General features: G+C 72.6%; 16 protein-coding genes. 3 read left to right on the top strand and 13 right to left on the bottom strand.

The window, feature by feature from the left end; all coding sequences use genetic code 11:
- Positions 1 to 127: 127 nt before the first annotated feature.
- The 5 genes from ABZ990_RS30585 to ABZ990_RS30565 form a co-directional block, all read right to left on the bottom strand.
- On the bottom strand, positions 128 to 1,798 hold the full coding sequence (locus ABZ990_RS30585) for a uroporphyrinogen-III synthase (RefSeq protein WP_361238674.1): 1,671 nt from the start codon (positions 1,796 to 1,798) through the stop codon (positions 128 to 130).
- The gene (gene hemC, locus ABZ990_RS30580) at positions 1,795 to 2,778 is read right to left on the bottom strand and encodes a hydroxymethylbilane synthase (protein WP_361238671.1); all 984 of its coding nucleotides are present in this window, start codon (positions 2,776 to 2,778) and stop codon (positions 1,795 to 1,797) included. Before hemC ends, ABZ990_RS30585 begins: the two co-directional genes overlap by 4 nt.
- Positions 2,775 to 4,178 carry a glutamyl-tRNA reductase gene (locus ABZ990_RS30575; protein WP_361238667.1) on the bottom strand — a complete coding sequence of 468 codons (1,404 nt, stop codon included), beginning with the start codon at positions 4,176 to 4,178 and terminating at the stop codon, positions 2,775 to 2,777. Before ABZ990_RS30575 ends, hemC begins: the two co-directional genes overlap by 4 nt.
- Positions 4,175 to 5,002 carry a redox-sensing transcriptional repressor Rex gene (locus ABZ990_RS30570; protein ID WP_361238663.1) on the bottom strand — a complete coding sequence of 276 codons (828 nt, stop codon included), beginning with the start codon at positions 5,000 to 5,002 and terminating at the stop codon, positions 4,175 to 4,177. Before ABZ990_RS30570 ends, ABZ990_RS30575 begins: the two co-directional genes overlap by 4 nt.
- 282 nt (positions 5,003 to 5,284) lie before the next feature.
- A complete protein-coding gene (locus ABZ990_RS30565; RefSeq protein WP_361238660.1) occupies positions 5,285 to 5,560 on the bottom strand; it encodes a glutaredoxin family protein in 276 nt (91 codons plus the stop codon).
- A 190-nt stretch (positions 5,561 to 5,750) separates the two neighbouring features.
- On the opposite strand from ABZ990_RS30565, the gene ABZ990_RS30560 reads away from it, so the two are divergent.
- The 3 genes from ABZ990_RS30560 (at position 5,751) to ABZ990_RS30550 (ending at position 9,548) form a co-directional block, all read left to right on the top strand.
- A complete protein-coding gene (locus ABZ990_RS30560) occupies positions 5,751 to 6,707 on the top strand; it encodes an HAD-IB family hydrolase (protein ID WP_361238657.1) in 957 nt (318 codons plus the stop codon).
- Between the two features lie 504 nt (positions 6,708 to 7,211).
- Positions 7,212 to 8,009, top strand: coding sequence for an ECF subfamily RNA polymerase sigma factor, BldN family (locus tag ABZ990_RS30555; protein ID WP_361238654.1), 798 nt, complete (start codon positions 7,212 to 7,214; stop codon positions 8,007 to 8,009).
- A 324-nt stretch (positions 8,010 to 8,333) separates the two neighbouring features.
- On the top strand, positions 8,334 to 9,548 hold the full coding sequence (locus ABZ990_RS30550; protein WP_361238651.1) for a DUF5667 domain-containing protein: 1,215 nt from the start codon (positions 8,334 to 8,336) through the stop codon (positions 9,546 to 9,548).
- 141 nt (positions 9,549 to 9,689) lie between these two features.
- Here the strand turns inward: ABZ990_RS30550 and ABZ990_RS30545 are convergent, their stop codons facing one another.
- The 8 genes from ABZ990_RS30545 to ABZ990_RS30510 all read right to left on the bottom strand — a co-directional run bounded on the left by ABZ990_RS30545 (position 9,690) and on the right by ABZ990_RS30510 (position 16,661).
- A complete protein-coding gene (locus ABZ990_RS30545; RefSeq protein WP_361238648.1) occupies positions 9,690 to 10,754 on the bottom strand; it encodes a lysophospholipid acyltransferase family protein in 1,065 nt (354 codons plus the stop codon).
- A gap of 14 nt (positions 10,755 to 10,768) precedes the next feature.
- Positions 10,769 to 11,827, bottom strand: a complete 1,059-nt coding sequence (locus ABZ990_RS30540) for an NAD-dependent epimerase/dehydratase family protein (protein ID WP_361238645.1) — start codon at positions 11,825 to 11,827, stop codon at positions 10,769 to 10,771.
- A 197-nt stretch (positions 11,828 to 12,024) separates the two neighbouring features.
- Entirely contained in the window at positions 12,025 to 12,123 is a 99-nt protein-coding gene (locus tag ABZ990_RS30535; RefSeq protein ID WP_003948845.1) for an AURKAIP1/COX24 domain-containing protein, read from the bottom strand.
- A gap of 181 nt (positions 12,124 to 12,304) precedes the next feature.
- Positions 12,305 to 12,514: a helix-turn-helix domain-containing protein gene (locus tag ABZ990_RS30530; RefSeq protein ID WP_046910004.1), complete on the bottom strand. Its 210-nt coding sequence runs from the start codon at positions 12,512 to 12,514 to the stop codon at positions 12,305 to 12,307.
- Between the two features lie 127 nt (positions 12,515 to 12,641).
- On the bottom strand, positions 12,642 to 13,457 hold the full coding sequence (locus ABZ990_RS30525) for a phosphatase (RefSeq protein WP_361238642.1): 816 nt from the start codon (positions 13,455 to 13,457) through the stop codon (positions 12,642 to 12,644).
- A 147-nt stretch (positions 13,458 to 13,604) separates the two neighbouring features.
- Positions 13,605 to 14,783 (bottom strand): acetoin utilization protein AcuC, encoded by a 1,179-nt coding sequence (locus ABZ990_RS30520; RefSeq protein WP_361238639.1) that lies wholly within the window; start codon positions 14,781 to 14,783, stop codon positions 13,605 to 13,607.
- Positions 14,752 to 15,972 (bottom strand): MFS transporter, encoded by a 1,221-nt coding sequence (locus ABZ990_RS30515; RefSeq protein WP_361238636.1) that lies wholly within the window; start codon positions 15,970 to 15,972, stop codon positions 14,752 to 14,754. Before ABZ990_RS30515 ends, ABZ990_RS30520 begins: the two co-directional genes overlap by 32 nt.
- A gap of 41 nt (positions 15,973 to 16,013) precedes the next feature.
- Positions 16,014 to 16,661 carry an HAD family hydrolase gene (locus ABZ990_RS30510; RefSeq protein WP_361238633.1) on the bottom strand — a complete coding sequence of 216 codons (648 nt, stop codon included), beginning with the start codon at positions 16,659 to 16,661 and terminating at the stop codon, positions 16,014 to 16,016.
- Positions 16,662 to 16,794 lie beyond the last annotated feature (133 nt).

The raw sequence follows: 16,794 nt of genomic DNA, 5'->3' as shown, positions 1-16,794 counted from the left end.
CGCCCGAGCACGGCCCCGACGGAAGCGAGACCGGTCCCACCGCTTACGGCACCCCCCCCCCCCCCCCCCCCCCCCCCCCCGGGGGGGGGGGGGGCCCCCCCCCCCCCCCCCACCACCGCACTACGTGTTACGTCGTACGACGCCGCCGCGCGCCCGGACGCCGCTCGCTCGGCCGCGTCACCGACTCCCCGGCCTCCCGCGCCGCGGCCCGGCGCCGCAGCCCGAACTCGGCCAGCGCCTCGGCCAGCTTGTGCACGGACGGTTCCGGCGACAGCACGTCGACCCGCAGCCCGTGCTCCTCCGCGGTCTTCGCGGTGGCGGGCCCGATGCAGGCGATGACGGTGACGTTGTGCGGCTTGCCGGCGATGCCGACGAGGTTGCGCACGGTCGACGACGAGGTGAAGAGGACCGCGTCGAAGCCGCCGCCCTTGATCGCCTCGCGCGTGTCCGCCGGCGGCGGCGACGCGCGCACGGTCCGGTAGGCGGTGACGTCGTCGACCTCCCACCCGAGCTCGATGAGACCGGCGACGAGCGTCTCGGTCGCGATGTCGGCGCGCGGCAGGAAGACGCGGTCGATCGGGTCGAAGACCGGGTCGTACGGCGGCCAGTCCTCCAGGAGACCGGCGGCGGACTGCTCGCCGCTGGGCACCAGGTCGGGCTTCACGCCGAAGTCGACGAGCGCGGCGGCGGTCTGCTCGCCGACGGCCGCGACCTTGATCCCGGCGAAGGCGCGGGCGTCGAGCCCGTACTCCTCGAACTTCTCGCGGACGGCCTTGACGGCGTTCACCGAGGTGAAGGCGATCCACTCGTAGCGTCCGGTGACCAGGCCCTTGACGGCCCGCTCCATCTGCTGCGGGGTGCGCGGCGGCTCGACGGCGATGGTCGGCACCTCGTGCGGCACCGCGCCGTAGGAACGCAGCTGGTCGGAGAGCGACGCGGCCTGCTCCTTGGTACGCGGGACGAGCACGCGCCAGCCGAACAGCGGCTTGGACTCGAACCACGCGAGCTGGTCGCGCTGCGCCGGGGCGCTGCGCTCGCCGACCACGGCTATGGCCGGGCGGTGGCCCTCGGGGGAGGGGAGCACCTTGCCCTGCTTGAAGACCTGGGCGATGGTGCCGAGCGTCGCGGTCCAGGTGCGCTGGCGCGTCGTCGTACCGGCGATGGTGACGGTGAGCGGGGTGTCGGGCCGGCGGCCCGCCGCGACCAGCTCGCCGGCCGCGGCGGCGACGGAGTCCAGGGTGGTGGACACGACGACGGTGCCGTCGGAGGCGCCGACCTCGGCCCAGCAGCGGTCGTCGGCGCTGCGCGCGTCGACGAAGCGGACGTCGGTGCCCTGCGCGTCGCGCAGCGGGACACCGGCGTACGCGGGGACGCCGACGGCGGTGGCGACGCCGGGCACGACCTCGAAGGGGATGCCCTCGGTGGCGCAGGCGAGCATCTCGCCGCCGGCGTTGCCGTCGAGGCCGGGGTCGCCGGTGACGGCACGGACGACCCGCTTGCCGCCGCGCGCCGCCTCCATGACAAGATTGGCGGCATCCCTCAACACGGGGACCGCGACGGCTGTTGACGCTTCGTCGACAACCGTCAGCTCAGGCGTGCTCACGCCCGCGCGCGCATGGCAGCGGACGACTTCGAGCACCTCCGGCTCGGCGATCAGGACGTCCGCGCCGGCCAGGGCCTCGACGGCCCGGAGCGTCAGCAGACCCGGGTCGCCGGGACCGGCGCCGAGGAAGGTGACGTGACCGTGGCCGAGGAAGGCGGCGGACGCGGGGCTGGTGGTCGGGCTGGTGGGGCTCAAAGTGCTCGCTCCCCCATAAGACCGGCCGCACCCTTGGCGAGCATCTCGTCCGCGATTTCGCGTCCGAGCGCCATGGCCTCCTCGTACGAGGTGGGTACGGGACCGGTGGTGGACAGCTGCACCAGCGTGGAACCGTCGGTGGTGCCGACGACGCCGCGCAGGCGCATTTCGGTGACAGCCTGCTGACCGGGGCCTTCGGCCCCGAGGTCGGCCAGCGCACCCACGGGTGCGGAGCAGCCGGCCTCCAGGGCGGCGAGCAGGGATCGCTCGGCGGTCACGGCGGCCCGGGTGTACGGGTCGTCGAGCTCGGCGAGCAGGGCGACGAGGCCGGCGTTCGACGCCGGGCACTCGATGGCCAGGGCCCCCTGGCCGGGGGCGGGCAGGACCGTGTCGGTCGACAGGAAGTCGAGCGTCAGGGAGCCGGTCAGCTCCTCGGTTCCGCCGATGCGGTTGAGCCCGGCGGCGGCGAGTACCACCGCGTCCAGCTCGCCCTTGCGCACGTAGTCGATCCGGGTGTCGATGTTGCCGCGGATCGGTACGGTCCGGAAGGTCCGGCCGTGGCTGCGCGCGTACGCGTTGAGCTGGGCCATGCGGCGCGGCGAGCCGGTGCCGACGCGGGCGCCGTCCGGGAGCCGGTCCAGGGTCAGCCCCTCGCGGGCGACGAGGACGTCGCGCGGGTCCTCGCGGCGCGGGGTGGCCGCGAGCACGAGGTCCGGGTGCTGCGCGGTCGGCAGGTCCTTGAGGGAGTGCACGGCGAAGTCGACCTCGCCGGCGAGCAGCGCGTCGCGCAGCGCGGCGACGAACACGCCGGTGCCGCCGATCTGCGCCAGGTGCTCGCGCGAGGTGTCCCCGTAGGTCGTGATCTCCACGAGCTCCACGGGCCGGCCGGTCAGCTCCCGGACCGCATCGGCCACGTGTCCGGACTGGGCCATGGCGAGCTTGCTGCGCCTGGTCCCGAGCCTCAGTGCCCTCTCGGTCATACTCGCCCTCGGTTCTTGACGTCGCCGTCGTTAAGGTCGGCCCGGCTGACAGAGGCAACCGTCCCCGGGTCGAGGTCGAAGAGTGTCCGCAGCGCGTCCGCGTACCCGGCGCCACCGGGCTCGCCGGCGAGTTCCTTGACGCGCACGGTCGGCGCGTGCAGGAGCTTGTCGACCACGCGGCGCACGGTCTGGGTGATCTCCGCGCGCTGTTTGCCGTCGAGGCCGGGCAGCCGGCCTTCGAGGCGCGCGATCTCGCCGGCCACGACATCGGCGGCCATGGCGCGCAGGGCGACCACGGTCGGGGTGATGTGGGCGGCGCGCTGGGCGGCGCCGAACGCGGCGACCTCGTCGGAGACCAGGTCGCGGACCTGGTCGACGTCGGTGGCCATGGGCGCGTCGGCGGAGGCCTCGGCCAGCGACTCGATATCGACGAGGCGGGCACCGGGGATGTGGTGCGCGGCGGCGTCGATGTCGCGGGGCATGGCGAGGTCGAGCAGGTACAGGGGGTCCGGGCGGGAGCCGTCGGCGCGGGCGGCGTGCGTGGCGGCACGGGCGGCGAGCGCGGTCTCGATGTCGCCGGCGGTCAGCACGAGGCCGGTGGCCCCGGTGCAGGAGACGACGATGTCGGCGTCGGCCATTTCGTCGCCGACGGCAACCATTTCGGCGGCGCGCGCGGCCACACCCGTACCCGTTCCGGGCTGGGTGAGGATCTCCACGAGCCGCTTGGCGCGGGCCGGGGTGCGGTTGGCGACGACGATCTCGGCGACACCGGCGCGCGCGAGGGTGGCGGCGGCGAGCGAGGACATCGAGCCGGCGCCGATGACGAGGGCGCGCTTGCCCTTGGCCCAGGCGCCGATCGTCTCGGGTCCGGTGCCGCCGGCGAGCTGCTCCAGGCCGAAGGTGACGAGCGACTGCCCGGCCCGGTCGATGCCGGTCTCGCTGTGGGCGCGCTTGCCGACCCGCAGGGCCTGCTGGAAGAGGTCGTTCAGCAGGCGTCCGGCGGTGTGCTGTTCCTGGCCGGTGGCGAGGGCGTCCTTGATCTGGCCGAGGATCTGGCCCTCGCCGACGACCATGGAGTCCAGTCCGCAGGCCACCGAGAAGAGGTGGTGGACGGCCCGGTCCTCGTAGTGCACGTAGAGGTAGGGGGTGAGCTCGTCCAGGCCGACGCCGCTGTGCTGGGCGAGGAGCGTGGACAGCTCGGCGACACCGGCGTGGAACTTGTCCACGTCGGCGTACAGCTCGATGCGGTTGCAGGTGGCGAGCACGGTGCCCTCGGCGGCCGGTTCGGCGGCGAGGGTGTCGTGCAGCAGGCCGACCTTGGCCTCGGCGGTGAGGGAGGCGCGTTCGAGCAGGCTGACGGGGGCGGTGCGGTGGCTGAGACCGACGACGAGGAGGCTCATGCGGGCATCACCGCGGGCATGTCCCCGTCAGGACCCTTGCGAAGGGGGTCCTCGGTGCCGGCGGGGGCGGCGGACGGCACGGCGGCGCTCTGCACGGCGGCGGGCCCGGTCACGGCGGAGGCGGCACCGGCGGCGGGACGGGCGGGGACGCCGCCCGGCTCCTCGCCGGCCTTGCGCTGCTCGTGGAAGGCGAGGATCTGCAGCTCGATGGAGAGGTCGACCTTGCGCACGTCGACGCCGTCGGGCACGGACAGCACGGTCGGCGCGAAGTTGAGGATCGAGGTCACGCCCGCGGCCACGAGCCGGTCGCAGACCTGCTGGGCGGCGCCGGCCGGGGTGGCGATGACACCGATGGAGACACGGTCGTCCCGGATGATCCGCTCCAGGTCGTCGGTGTGCTGCACGGGCATCCCGGCGACCGGCCGGCCGGCCATGGCCGGGTCGGCGTCGATGAGCGCGGCGACCCGGAAACCACGGGAGGCGAACCCGCCGTAATTGGCCAGGGCGGCGCCCAGGTTGCCGATGCCGACGATGACAACGGGCCAGTCCTGGGTCAGCCCGAGCTCACGGGAGATCTGGTAGACGAGGTACTCGACGTCGTAGCCGACGCCGCGCGTCCCGTACGAGCCGAGGTAGCTGAAGTCCTTGCGCAGCTTGGCGGAATTGACCCCTGCCGCGGCTGCGAGCTCCTCGGAGGAGACCGTGGGTACGGAGCGCTCCGAGAGTGCCGTGAGGGCACGCAGATACAGCGGAAGTCGGGCGACGGTGGCCTCGGGAATTCCTCGGCTACGGGTCGCCGGTCGGTGAGTTCGGCCAGTTGCCACGGTGCTCCTGCGGGATGAGCGAGGCTGCAGGCGGCCATGCGTCCCAGGACCGCCCCGTCGGATGCAGGCTATGTCTTTGTGAACGCGTGCACAAAGATGGTGTCCGTTTTGTCTACCCAAAGTGACCGGGGTCACGTGGCTGGATCCCGACGGTAGGGAACCGCGAAGCCGATCCGTGCGTGAAGAAACCGACGGGGGCAAAACCGCACACTCTCCCTGCGGAGCCGCCCCCGAAGGCCGACAAAACCTCGTCGATACGAGCCGCGCGAGCCGTCTTTTCGGTCACGCGCCCAGTTCGCGCCGGAGCCGCTCCGGGTCGACCCGCCAGAAGGTGTGCTGCTCGCCGTCGACCAGAACCACCGGGATCTGCTCCCAGTAGGCGCGGTACAGCTCCTCGTCCTGGCTGATGTCCTTCTCCTCCCATACGGCGCCGGTCTCGGCGCACACCCGCGCGACCACCTCCCTGGCGTCGTCGCACAGATGGCACCCCGGCTTGCCGATCAGCGTCACCGCGCGCGGACCGCTCTTCTTCTTCGTACGCCCGAACATGCCGTCCATTCTGCGCGCGCCCGGCGCCGCCGGCGGCCCCCCGCCCCGGAACCGGCGGTCCGCCCCGGCCCGAAACCGCCGACCGCCCCTCCGGCCCGAGGCCGTCCAGGGCCGCCCGCGCACCCTGTTCACGCGCCCTTCCCCCGCGCGCCGACCGCGCGCGTCGGGGAGGACCGAACGGACTGGTTATGCTCGCAACATGGCCGCTCTGGGATGGCTCACCCCCCGTAGGCGCTCCGCCACCGCGCGCAGCGTTCTGGCAGGCGAGGCCGCCGCGGAGGCGGCCCGCAAGACCTCGCTCCAGCTGGAGAAGGAGCGGGAGGAGGCGGCCGAGGCGGCCGCCGCCGAGACCGCGCCCGAGGAACCCGAGTTCCCGGTGGCCGGCGACGATCGCGCCGCCGCCTTCTTCGACCTCGACAACACCGTCATGCAGGGCGCCGCGATCTTCCACTTCGGCCGCGGCCTGTACAAGCGGAAGTTCTTCCAGCGCCGCGAACTCGCCCGCTTCGCCTGGGCGCAGGCATGGTTCCGGCTGGCCGGCGTCGAGGACCCGGCGCACATGCAGGAGGCCCGCGACAGCGCCCTGTCGATCGTCAAGGGCCACAAGGTCTCCGAGCTGATGTCGATCGGCGAGGAGATCTACGACGAGTACATGGCCGACCGGATCTGGCCCGGCACGCTCGCGCTCGCCCAGGCGCACCTGGACGCCGGCCAGAAGGTCTGGCTGGTCACCGCCGCACCCGTGGAGACGGCCGCGATCATCGCCCGCCGCCTCGGGCTGACCGGCGCGCTCGGCACGGTCGCCGAGTCGGTCGACGGCGTCTACACCGGAAAGCTGGTCGGCGAGCTGCTGCACGGCCCGGCCAAGGCCGAGGCGGTCCGGGCGCTGGCCGCAGCCGAGGGCCTGGAGCTCGCGCGCTGCGCCGCGTACAGCGACTCGCACAACGACATCCCCATGCTGTCGCTGGTCGGGCACCCCTACGCGATCAACCCGGACGCGAAGCTGCGCAAGTACGCCAAGGACCGCGAGTGGCGGCTGCGCGACTACCGGACCGGCCGCAAGGCGGTCAGGGTCGGCATCCCGGCCGCCGCCGGGGTCGGCGCGCTGGCGGGCGGCACCGCCGCCGCGGTCGCGCTGCACCGCCGCAGGCGCTGACCCGCCCCTTCCTCCGTCTTTTTTACGGCGCCCGGGCCGCACGACGCCCGGGCGCCGCCCCATGTCTGCGGCCCTCCCCCGGCGCACCGCACCGCGCCCCGCCGCGCCCGCCGATACGTTTCGGCTGCGATCGACCACGACAGTCCCGGACCGGCGACCCTCACCCGTCCGTGGTCGAACATTCCCGCACACGTCAACCGCCTGACTCGTACGCCCCCTGCCCGACAGCGGCGCTGACCACCTTCACGCCGCGCGGCCGAGCACAACCGATCTCCGCTCCGATCAAATTCGAAAGCCCAGGCGTCCACATTCGATCACCAAGCACGCCTTTTTTCGCCCTCAAGTGGCAACGGAACCAACCGAATCGGTGATTTTGGCAACTGGGTGTAGCGCCGCCTGTACGAAGCGTTATTCTCCTCAGACGCACAACGGAACCCACACGTCGCCACGACGAGTGAACGGTCCCGCACTGCACGTGATGGAAGCTCTGCCTCTGGGAGTCCCGTGTACCCACACGTCGGGGTTGACGCCTCGGGCCTGGCTACGCTGCGCGCGAGGGTCGTCGGCCACTTGCGCGGCTTCGTCCCCACCGCGTACGCCGCACCCGCCTTCGGCGGACCCGCCTTCGCCGCACCGGCACCCGCCGGTCCCTGCTACGCCCTGGCCGAAACCAGCGCCGCGGTGGGCAGACGCGCCACCCGGGGCGGCTCCGCCACCCCGACCGCCGCCGCCCGCCGGCCCACCGCCGACAGCGACAGCGCCCGCATGATGGACCTGGTCGAACGCGCCCAGGCGGGCGAGGCCGAGGCATTCGGCCGCCTCTACGACCAGTACAGCGACACGGTCTACCGCTACATCTACTACCGCGTCGGCGGCAAGGCGACGGCGGAGGACCTCACCAGCGAGACCTTCCTGCGCGCCCTGCGCCGTATCTCCACCTTCACCTGGCAGGGCCGGGACTTCGGCGCCTGGCTCGTCACCATCGCCCGCAACCTCGTCGCCGACCACTTCAAGTCCAGCCGCTTCCGGCTGGAGGTCACCACCGGCGAGATGCTCGACGCCAACGAGGTCGAACGCAGCCCCGAGGACTCCGTCCTGGAGTCCCTCTCCAACGCCGCCCTCCTCGACGCCGTACGCCGTCTCAACCCCCAACAGCAGGAATGCGTCACGCTCCGATTCCTCCAGGGCCTGTCGGTCGCCGAGACCGCCCGGGTCATGGGCAAGAACGAGGGCGCGATCAAGACCCTCCAGTACCGGGCCGTCCGCACCCTGGCCCGCCTCCTCCCGGAAGACGCCCGCTGACCGTCCGGCACCCCCCACGCGCCACCCCCGTCAGCCCTGACAGCCCGCCCCTCCCCCGCACCCTTCACCCCCCGCACCCCCCACACCCCCTTCGGTTCTCTCCCCACCCGCCCAACCCACAGTCGGTGACGACTCGATGACGCACTGGTCCGATCATCCTTCGCGCGTAACCCAAGTGCCGCGCCGCTCGTTGTGCGAAATGCAGGCTTCCCGCGGTCACACCAAGACCCCCTCCGTTCACTCCTTCGGGTGGATGGGCTCAAGGTGTGCAACCCTCCGAACCCCTCGGGAAGTCGACCGTCATGACGAGAGGAGGTGCCGCCAGTGATCGCGAACGTTTCGACGCACCGGCGGGCGAACGCCTTCGCCCAGGCCCTGGAGGATCGGCCGTCCGAGGGTGCGGCGGCCGAGCTGTCCGAGGCATCGGCCGAATCGGCCGAGCGGGGAAGGCTGTTGGCCCTGGCGAACGGTCTCGGCACCCTGCCGAAGCCGGAGATGGACCCCGAGGTCAAGGTGGTGCAACGAGCCCAGCTCGTCGCCGCCATGGAAGCGATGCTCGCGGAGTCGAACGCCGCCGCGGGCCCTACGGTGCCGGGGCAGCGGGGCTCCGCCAAGGGGGCCCACCGGGCCTCACCGCTCCGCAGACTGCGCCCCCGTTCACGCTGGTCCAAGGGCCTGGCGGCCGGCGGCCTCACGGTCGGCGTGGCGGCCGGGGCGTTCGGCGGCGTGGCCGCGGCCAGCTCCGACGCCCTCCCCGGTGACTCCCTCTACGGGCTCAAGCGGGGCATGGAGGACATCAAGCGCGGGATGGCCGACGACGACGCCGACCGGGGCGGGATCTATCTCGACCAGGCGTCCACCCGGCTCAACGAGGCCCGCCGGCTGATGGAGCGCGGCCGCTCCGGCGACCTCGACCACGAATCGCTCGGCGAGATCCGCCGGGTCCTCGGCGGCATGACGCACGACGCCTCCGAAGGCCACCGGTTGCTCCGTCAGGCGTACCAGCGGGACGGCGAGATCGCCCCCATGGCCCGGCTGAACTCCTTCACCCGGTCCCACCGCGCCACCTGGGACGGACTGCGCGACCGGCTCCCGGTCCAGCTCACCGATGTGAGCAACGAGGTGAGCGATGTCTTCGCGGCCATAGACGAAGAAGTCGGGCCGCTGCAGTCCCTGCTCCCCCGGCCGCCCGCGCGCGGCACGGCGGGATCCAGCGACCCGAGCACTCCTCGCGCCACCCCGACGGCCGACCCGGAGCGGTCGCACACCGCGTCGGCCACCCCGTCGCACGAGGGCGACAGCACCCAGCCCGCCCCCGCCGGCTCCAGCCCCGGTGCGGCAGCGGGATCGGGCGCGCCGGAGGACGGCGGGCTGCTCGGCGGCGCGGGCGATCTGCTCAACCCACCGCAGCAGCCGCGGCCGAGCGGTTCCCCGTCCGGCAAGGAGTCGGCCCCGGCCGCTCCCGAAGTGACGCTCCCGCCGCTCCTCCCGGGCCTGTTGCCGGGCCTCGGCATCGACAGCGGAAGCGCCGCCGACTGACACCCGCTCCATCCGTCGTGTGAGGGTGCCTCCCACCAGGGGACGCACCCTCACACGGCGTTCTCCGGACGTATGGCGGTACGGCCGCGGACGGCTGCGGGATGGCGCGGTCGTACGGTCACACGGTCGTACGGGCGCGGGTCAGAAGAACACCGACCGCCGCTGCACCAGCAGCTTGTACAGCGTGTGCTGGATCTGTTCGCGCACCTGGTCGGTCAGATTGAACATCAGCATCGGGTCCTCCGCCGCCTCCAGCGGATAGCCGTCCGTCGGGATCGGCTCGCCGAACTCGATCGTCCACTTCGTCGGCAGCGGCAGCGCGCCCAGCGGCCCGAGCCAGGGGAAGGTCGGGGTCAGCGGGAAGTACGGCAGGCCGAGCAGCCGCGCGAGCGTCCGCGCGTTGCCGAGCATCGGGTAGATCTCCTCCGCGCCCATCACCGAGCACGGCACGATCGGCACCCCGGCCCGCAGCGCCGTCGACACGAACCCGCCCCGCCCGAAGCGCTGGAGCTTGTACCGCTCGGCGAACGGCTTCCCGATGCCCTTGAAGCCCTCCGGCATCACCCCGACGATCTCGCCCGCCCGCAGCAGCCGTTCCGCGTCCTCGCCGCACGCCAGCGTGTGCCCCGCCTTGCGGGCCAGTTCGTTGACCACCGGCATCATGAACACCAGATCGGCGGCCAGCAAACGCAGATGACGGTCCGCCGGATGATGGTCGTGCACCGCGACCTGCATCATCAGACCGTCCAGCGGCAGCGTCCCGGAGTGGTTGGCGACCACCAGGGCACCGCCCTCCGCCGGGATGTTCTCGATGCCCTTCACCTCCACCCGGAAGTACTTCTCGTACACCGGGCGCAGCAGGGACATCAGGACCTGGTCGGTGAGTTCCTCGTCGTAGCCGAACTCGTCGACCTCGTAGTCGCCGGTGACCCGCCGGCGCAGGAACGCGAGCCCGCTCGCGAGCCGCCGCTCCCAGCCGTCCCGCTCCCCCTCCCCCGCTGCGATCCCGGGCGCCTCGGAGCCGGACGCGAGGCCCTGCCCCGGGTCCTCTCCGGCCTCCTGATCCCCGTCCCGGTCCCGGGTCCGGTCCTGTCCCCGGGGCTGCGCCGGCAGCGCCCGTACGGGGGCCTCGCCCTCGGCCCGCGCGGGACGGCGGCGCGCCCGCGAGCGGTCGTCGTCGAAGGGAATGACCTTGGCGTCCGCCATCGTGATCGGGCTCCTCAGCTGCCGGCCGGAACATCGGGGAGAGTGCCGGGCACCAGCCGCCCGGCGAGCCGGTCCACGGCCCTCACGAGCCGCTCCGGCGGCAGCAGCCCCGGCCCCAGGCTGCGCGCGAAGTCGGCGAAGGCGTCCGCCGTGGAGTACAGCGGCGAGAAACCGAGCGTCTCGCGCATCTGGACGGTGGACACCACCCGTCCATGGGTGAGCAGCCGGATCTGCTCGGGCGAGAAGTCCGTCACCCCGGCGGTACGCAGCACCTGCCCCACCCAGGTGACCGCGGGCAGCAGCACCGGGGCCGTCGGCCGGCCGAGCCGCCGCGCGCACTGGGACAGCAGCAGCACCCCGTCTCCGGCGATGTTGAAGGTTCCGCTGTTGAGGGTCGCCCGGCGCGGCTCGCGCGCGGCGATCTCCAGGACGTCCAGGACGTCGTCCTCGTGGACGAACTGCAGCCTCGGGTCGTAGCCGAGGACCGTCGGCAGGACGGGCAGCGCCAGGTACTCGGTGAGCGGCGAGTCCACCCTCGGGCCGAGGATGTTGGCGAACCGCAGGACGCACACCGCCACGTCCGGGCGGCGCCGGGCGAAGCCCCGTACATATCCCTCGACCTCGACGGCGTCCTTGGCGAAGCCCCCGCTCGGCAGCGACTTCGCCGGCGTCGTCTCGGTGAAGACGGCCGGGTCGCGGGGCGCGGCCCCGTACACGCTCGTCGTCGACTTCACCACGAGCCGCCGGATCCTCGGCGACTTCTGGCAGGCGCCCAGCAGCTGCATGGTGCCGATGACGTTGGTCTCCTTGACCGACGTCCGGCCGCCGGTGCCCAGCGCCGTGCCCGTGACGTCCATGTGGACGACGGTGTCCACGTCGTACCGGGCGAGGATCTTCGCGACGGCGGGCTGCCGGATGTCGGCCCGGACGAACTCGGCCGCGCCCAGCGCGTGCGGGGACGGCACCGCGTCCACGGCGATCACCCGCTCCACGTCCGGGTCCCGCTGGATCCGCCGGACGAAACGGGCGCCCAGATGACGGGCCGCACCGGTGACGAGCACGACCTTGCCCAAGACGAGCGCCTTTCCGTTCGATGGGGCTTCGAGGGGGCGGTGTTGCGCCGACGGCCACCGTAGCGCCTCCCCGCCGGGGCCCCGCGCCCGCGTCCGTACGACACCCGCGACACCCCGTACGACAAAAGGCGTGGCCCCCCACCGGAATCCGGTGGGGGGCCACGCCGACGCACATACGCTGCGGTCGCAGCGTCGCCTTACTTCTTGTTGCGACGCTGAACGCGCGTGCGCTTCAGCAGCTTGCGGTGCTTCTTCTTGGCCATCCGCTTACGCCGCTTCTTGATAACAGAGCCCACGACTACCCTCGCTCACTTCTCGGAACCTCCCCGCGCAAGCGGGGATCGGTGCGGGGCGTCTGGGCCCACACGACCTACGAGGGGCTAGCCTACCGTCCCGAGCGACCCGCAGGTAATCCGAGGAGCGACGAAGAACAGCCGACCGGTGTTTCCCGGCCCCGACCGGCGCCGGGCCTGCCCGCTACGCGGTCGCGACCCCCACGAAGGACTCTCTCAGGTACTCGTGAACAGCCTGCTCCGGGACCCGGAAGGACCTGCCCACCCGGATCGCCGGCAGATGACCGCTGTGCACCAACCGGTACACGGTCATCTTCGAGACGCGCATCACCGAGGCGACCTCCGCCACGGTCAGAAACTTCACCTCGTTGAGAGGCCGATCTCCTGCAGCCATGACCCACCTGTACCTTCCGCACGCGACGCACACCGGCTTCCCCTCCGGTGACTCTTCGTCGCTGCGCGCTCACGCCCAGACTAGGGGCGGGTGGTACGAGTGGGGAAGAGGAGCTGCGATCGGCCGTTTACCGTGACAGACACGCTCGATTGAGTACATAGCGTGTGAGTGGACGATACGACTCCGCCCGTACCCCGTCATCAACCGGAACGGTCACGGACACCTGCCCCTCGGCCTCCCCGACGAACAACGCGGGATCGTCCGTATCGGCCAGCCCGATGCTCTCGATACCCAGCTGACCTGCCCCGCAGACCCATCCGTGGTCTCCGACCACCAGCTGCGGCAGCGGCCCGCCCGCCTCGGCCGCGCTCTCCAGGGCCGCCCTAACCGGCAGCGGGGAATGGGAGTGCGCCCCGGGTACACGCCCTGCCGCCGACAGGTCCCCGGCACGCACGAACGCCACTCCCCGTACGTAGTCGAGGAGGTGCGTGCGTACGCCGAACCGGGTCGTTATGTCGACACATCTCCCCTGCGCCGGGGTGAGGACAAGACATCCCGCCGCCGACAAAGCGTCTGCCAGAGCGACGTAGAAACCGAGCAGCCGGTGCGGATGGCCCGTCCCAAGGAGCACCGGAGCGCGCCGTCCGGCCGCCTCGCCGAGCCGCTCGGCGAACGCGTCGAGGGCACGGAGCGTGCGTTCCGGGTCGATCCGGTCCGGCCCCGAGCGGTACGCCGGGTCCGCCGACACCCCGCAGCGGCGCGCCATCAGCCGCAGCAGTTCCGTCTCGTCCCATCCGCCCGCCGGATCGAGGCCCAGCGTCACCCTCGGATCACCCGCGGCGAAGAGCCGGTAGCTGCGCAGATTCGTCTCCCGCGGGGTCGCCACCGTTCCGGCCAGGCCGGTGGCCAGCAGATGCGCCCGCAGCGCCCTGGTACTCCACACGGGCAAGATGCTGCCGAACGGCCCCGCCCCCGGGGCCCGAATCGGCGCGGGACCGCACGGTCGGCGTAACCCGGGCGGGGGCTTCGGGGGCGCCTTCGGGAGCGGCTTCGGGCAGGAGCTTCGGGCAGGCTTTCCGGCCCGCGCGGCTCAGGCCAGCAGTCCCCGCGCCGGGAACGCCGCCCGCCGGGTCGCGAGCACCGCCTGGTCCAGCCGGTCCGCCGGGTCGTACCCGTCCGTCCACTCCCGCCACGCCACCGGCCAGCGCCCGTCCGTCATCCGCCGGGGCCCGGGCTGCCGCGTCCGCGCGTACACCTCGTCGCGCCACGACGGCGGGATCACCGACTCCGGATCCACCGGGGCGTGCGCCGCGATCGCCACCAGATGCGCCCACGAGCGCGGGACGACGTCCACCACCGCGTATCCGCCGCCGCCGAGCGCCAGCCACCTGCCTCCCTCGGCATGGCTGTGCGCCAGGTCGTGACAGGCCACCTGGACCGCCCGCTGCGCGTCCAGGGACACCGCCATGTGCGTCAGCGGGTCCTCGAAGTGGGTGTCCGCGCCGTGCTGGGTGACCAGGACCTGCGGCCGGAAGTCCGCGAGGAGCTCCGGCACCACCGCGTGGAACGCCCGCACCCAGCCCTCGTCCCCGGTGCCGGCGGGCAGCGGAAGATTCACCGCGCTGCCCTCGCCGGGCCCGGTGGCGCCCGTCTCCTGCGGCCAGCCGGTATGCGGGAACAGCGTCCGGGGGTGCTCGTGCACCGAGATCGTCAGGACCCTCGGGTCCTCCCAGAACGCCGCCTGCACGCCGTCCCCGTGGTGCGCGTCCACGTCGACGTACGCCACCCGCTCCGCGCCCAGTTCGAGCAGCCGGGCGATCGCGAGGGCCGCGTCGTTGTAGACGCAGAACCCGGACGCCGCCCCGGGCATCGCGTGGTGCAGTCCGCCCGCGAAGTTCACCGCGTGCGTGGTGTCGCCGCGCCACAGCGCCTCCGCCGCGGCCACCGACTGCCCGGCGATCAACGCGGACACGTCGTGCATCTCCTTGAACGCCGGATCGTCCGTCGTCCCGAGCCCGTACGCCGGGTCGGCCGCGCGCGGGTCGGCGGACGCGGCCCGGACCGCCGCCAGATAGTCGGCGCGGTGCACGAGCCGCAGGGTCGACTCCCCGGCCGGCGGGGCGGCGACGATGTCGAGCGCGCGGTCGGTGCCGTACGCCCGCACCAGACTCATGGTCAGCGCGAGCCGCACCGGGTCCATCGGATGCTGGGCCCCGAAGTCGTACCCGGTGACCGCCTCATCCCACATCAACAGTGCGCGGCTGCTCATGCCCGCCACCGTATCCGGCCGGACGCGCGCCGAACGACGTGGCGTACACCACCGTCACCAGGACCAACACCATCGGCACCAGCATCGCCCCGCGGTACGTCCACGCGTCGCCCAGCGCGCCCACGAGCGGCGAGCCGACGAGGAAGCCGACGTAGTTGAAGACATTGAGCCGCGCCACGGCCGCGTCGCTCGCCCCGGGGAACAGCCGTCCGGCGGCGGCGAAGGTCTGCGGGACGACCACGCTCAGGCCGAGGCCGAGCACCGTGAACCCGGCCATCCCGGTCCACGCGCCGGGCGCGGCGGCCACCACCGCGAAGCCGAGCGCCGCGAGCACGGCGCCGCAGCGCACCACGAGCGCCGCCCCGAACCGCCGCACCCCGAGGTCGCCGACGGCCCGCCCGAGGAGAGTCGTCACCATGTACGCGTTGTACGGCACGGTCGCCAGCTCCTCCGAGCTGTGCAGCACGTCCTGGAGGTACTTCGCGGACCAGTTGGAGACCGTGGAGTCCCCTATATAGGCGAAGGTCATCACCAGGCAGAGCGGCAACAGCAGCCGGAACGCGATGCCTTGAGCGGCCGTCGGTTGCGGACTCCCGGCCGGAGTCGCGCTCTCCCCCGGCTTCCCGTCCGCGCCGTCGGTGTACCAGCGGCTGCCGACGAGGGCGGCGGGCAGCAGGACGGCGACGACCGGCAGGTACGAGGTGAACAGCGGCAGATGCCAGTGTGCCCCCACCCAGGCGAGGGAGGCGCCGGCGATGCCGCCGAGGCTGTACGCGGCGTGGAAGCCGAGCATGATGCTTCGCCCGTACGCCCGTTGGAGGCTCACGCCCAGCATGTTCATGGACGCGTCGAGCGAGCCGACGGAGAGCCCGAAGAGGCCGAGCGCCAGGGCCGCCCACCCCAGCCCTGAGCCGGCTCCGACGGCGAGCAGGGCGAGCAGCACCACGGGCTGTGCCCAGCGCAGGACGGCCGCGGGCCCGACGCGGGCGGCGAGCTTCTCGGTGAGCACGCTCGACACCCCGGCGAGCACCGGGACGGCGGCGAGGAAGGCGGGCAGCAGCCCGTCGGATATCCCGTACCGGTCCTGGATCGCCGGGATCCTGGTCACCAGGAGGGCGAAGGTGGCCCCCTGGGTGAAGAAGCTGAACGCCAGGGAGCCCCGCCCGTGCCGCAACCGCGCATCTGTCATGGCGGCACAGTAGGGCCGGGGCCTACCCCGCGGTAGATGGATCACATGCCCAATATCGCGGGCAGCAGCGCCATGTCGGCGAAGTGCCCGTTCACTCCGGTGAGCTTCTCCTCGGGGGTCATCGCGGTGAAGCCGTAGACGTCCATCCCGGCCGCGAGCGCGGCCTCGACACCGAGCCGGCTGTCCTCGACGACCACGCACCGGGCGGGTGCCACGCCCATCCGGGCGGCGGCGTGCAGAAAGAGGTCGGGGGCGGGCTTGCCTCGGCCGACGTCGTCGGCGCTGAAGACGATCTCGTCGGGGAACCAGGGGGCGAGCCCGGTGGTGCGGTGCCCGACCCGGATCCGCTCATGGCTTCCGGACGAGGCCACGCAGTACGGCGTGCCCGTCTCGGTCAGCCGCCGCAGCACGTCGCCGACGCCGGCCACGGGCCGCAGCTCCCGTTCGAAGGCGGCGAAGACCCGCGTGTGGAAGGTCGCGTCGAAGTCGGCCGGCAGCCGCTGTCCGGTGCGTTCCTCGACCAGGTCGTGGATCCGGTGCATCGCGGATCCCATGTAGTCCCGCACCGACTCCTCGTAGGTGGTGGGGTGTCCGAGTTCCGTGAGGTAGCCGGCGAGGAGCCGGTTGGAAATCGGCTCGCTGTCGACGAGCACACCGTCGTTGTCGAAGATCACCAGGTCGTAGCGCATGGTCCGGATCTTATGGGGCCCGGAACGTGGAGACCGTAAACGCAGAAAAGCCCCGCACCATAAGGTGCGGGGCTTCCCCACAAAGATTGTTCGGCGGCGTCCTACTCTCCCACAGGGTCCCCCCTGCAGTACC

The sequence above is a fragment of the Streptomyces sp. NPDC046203 genome, assembly GCF_040646255.1.
Taxonomy (GTDB): Bacteria; Actinomycetota; Actinomycetes; order Streptomycetales; family Streptomycetaceae; genus Streptomyces.
This window is presented reverse-complemented; position numbering and strand designations above follow the sequence as displayed.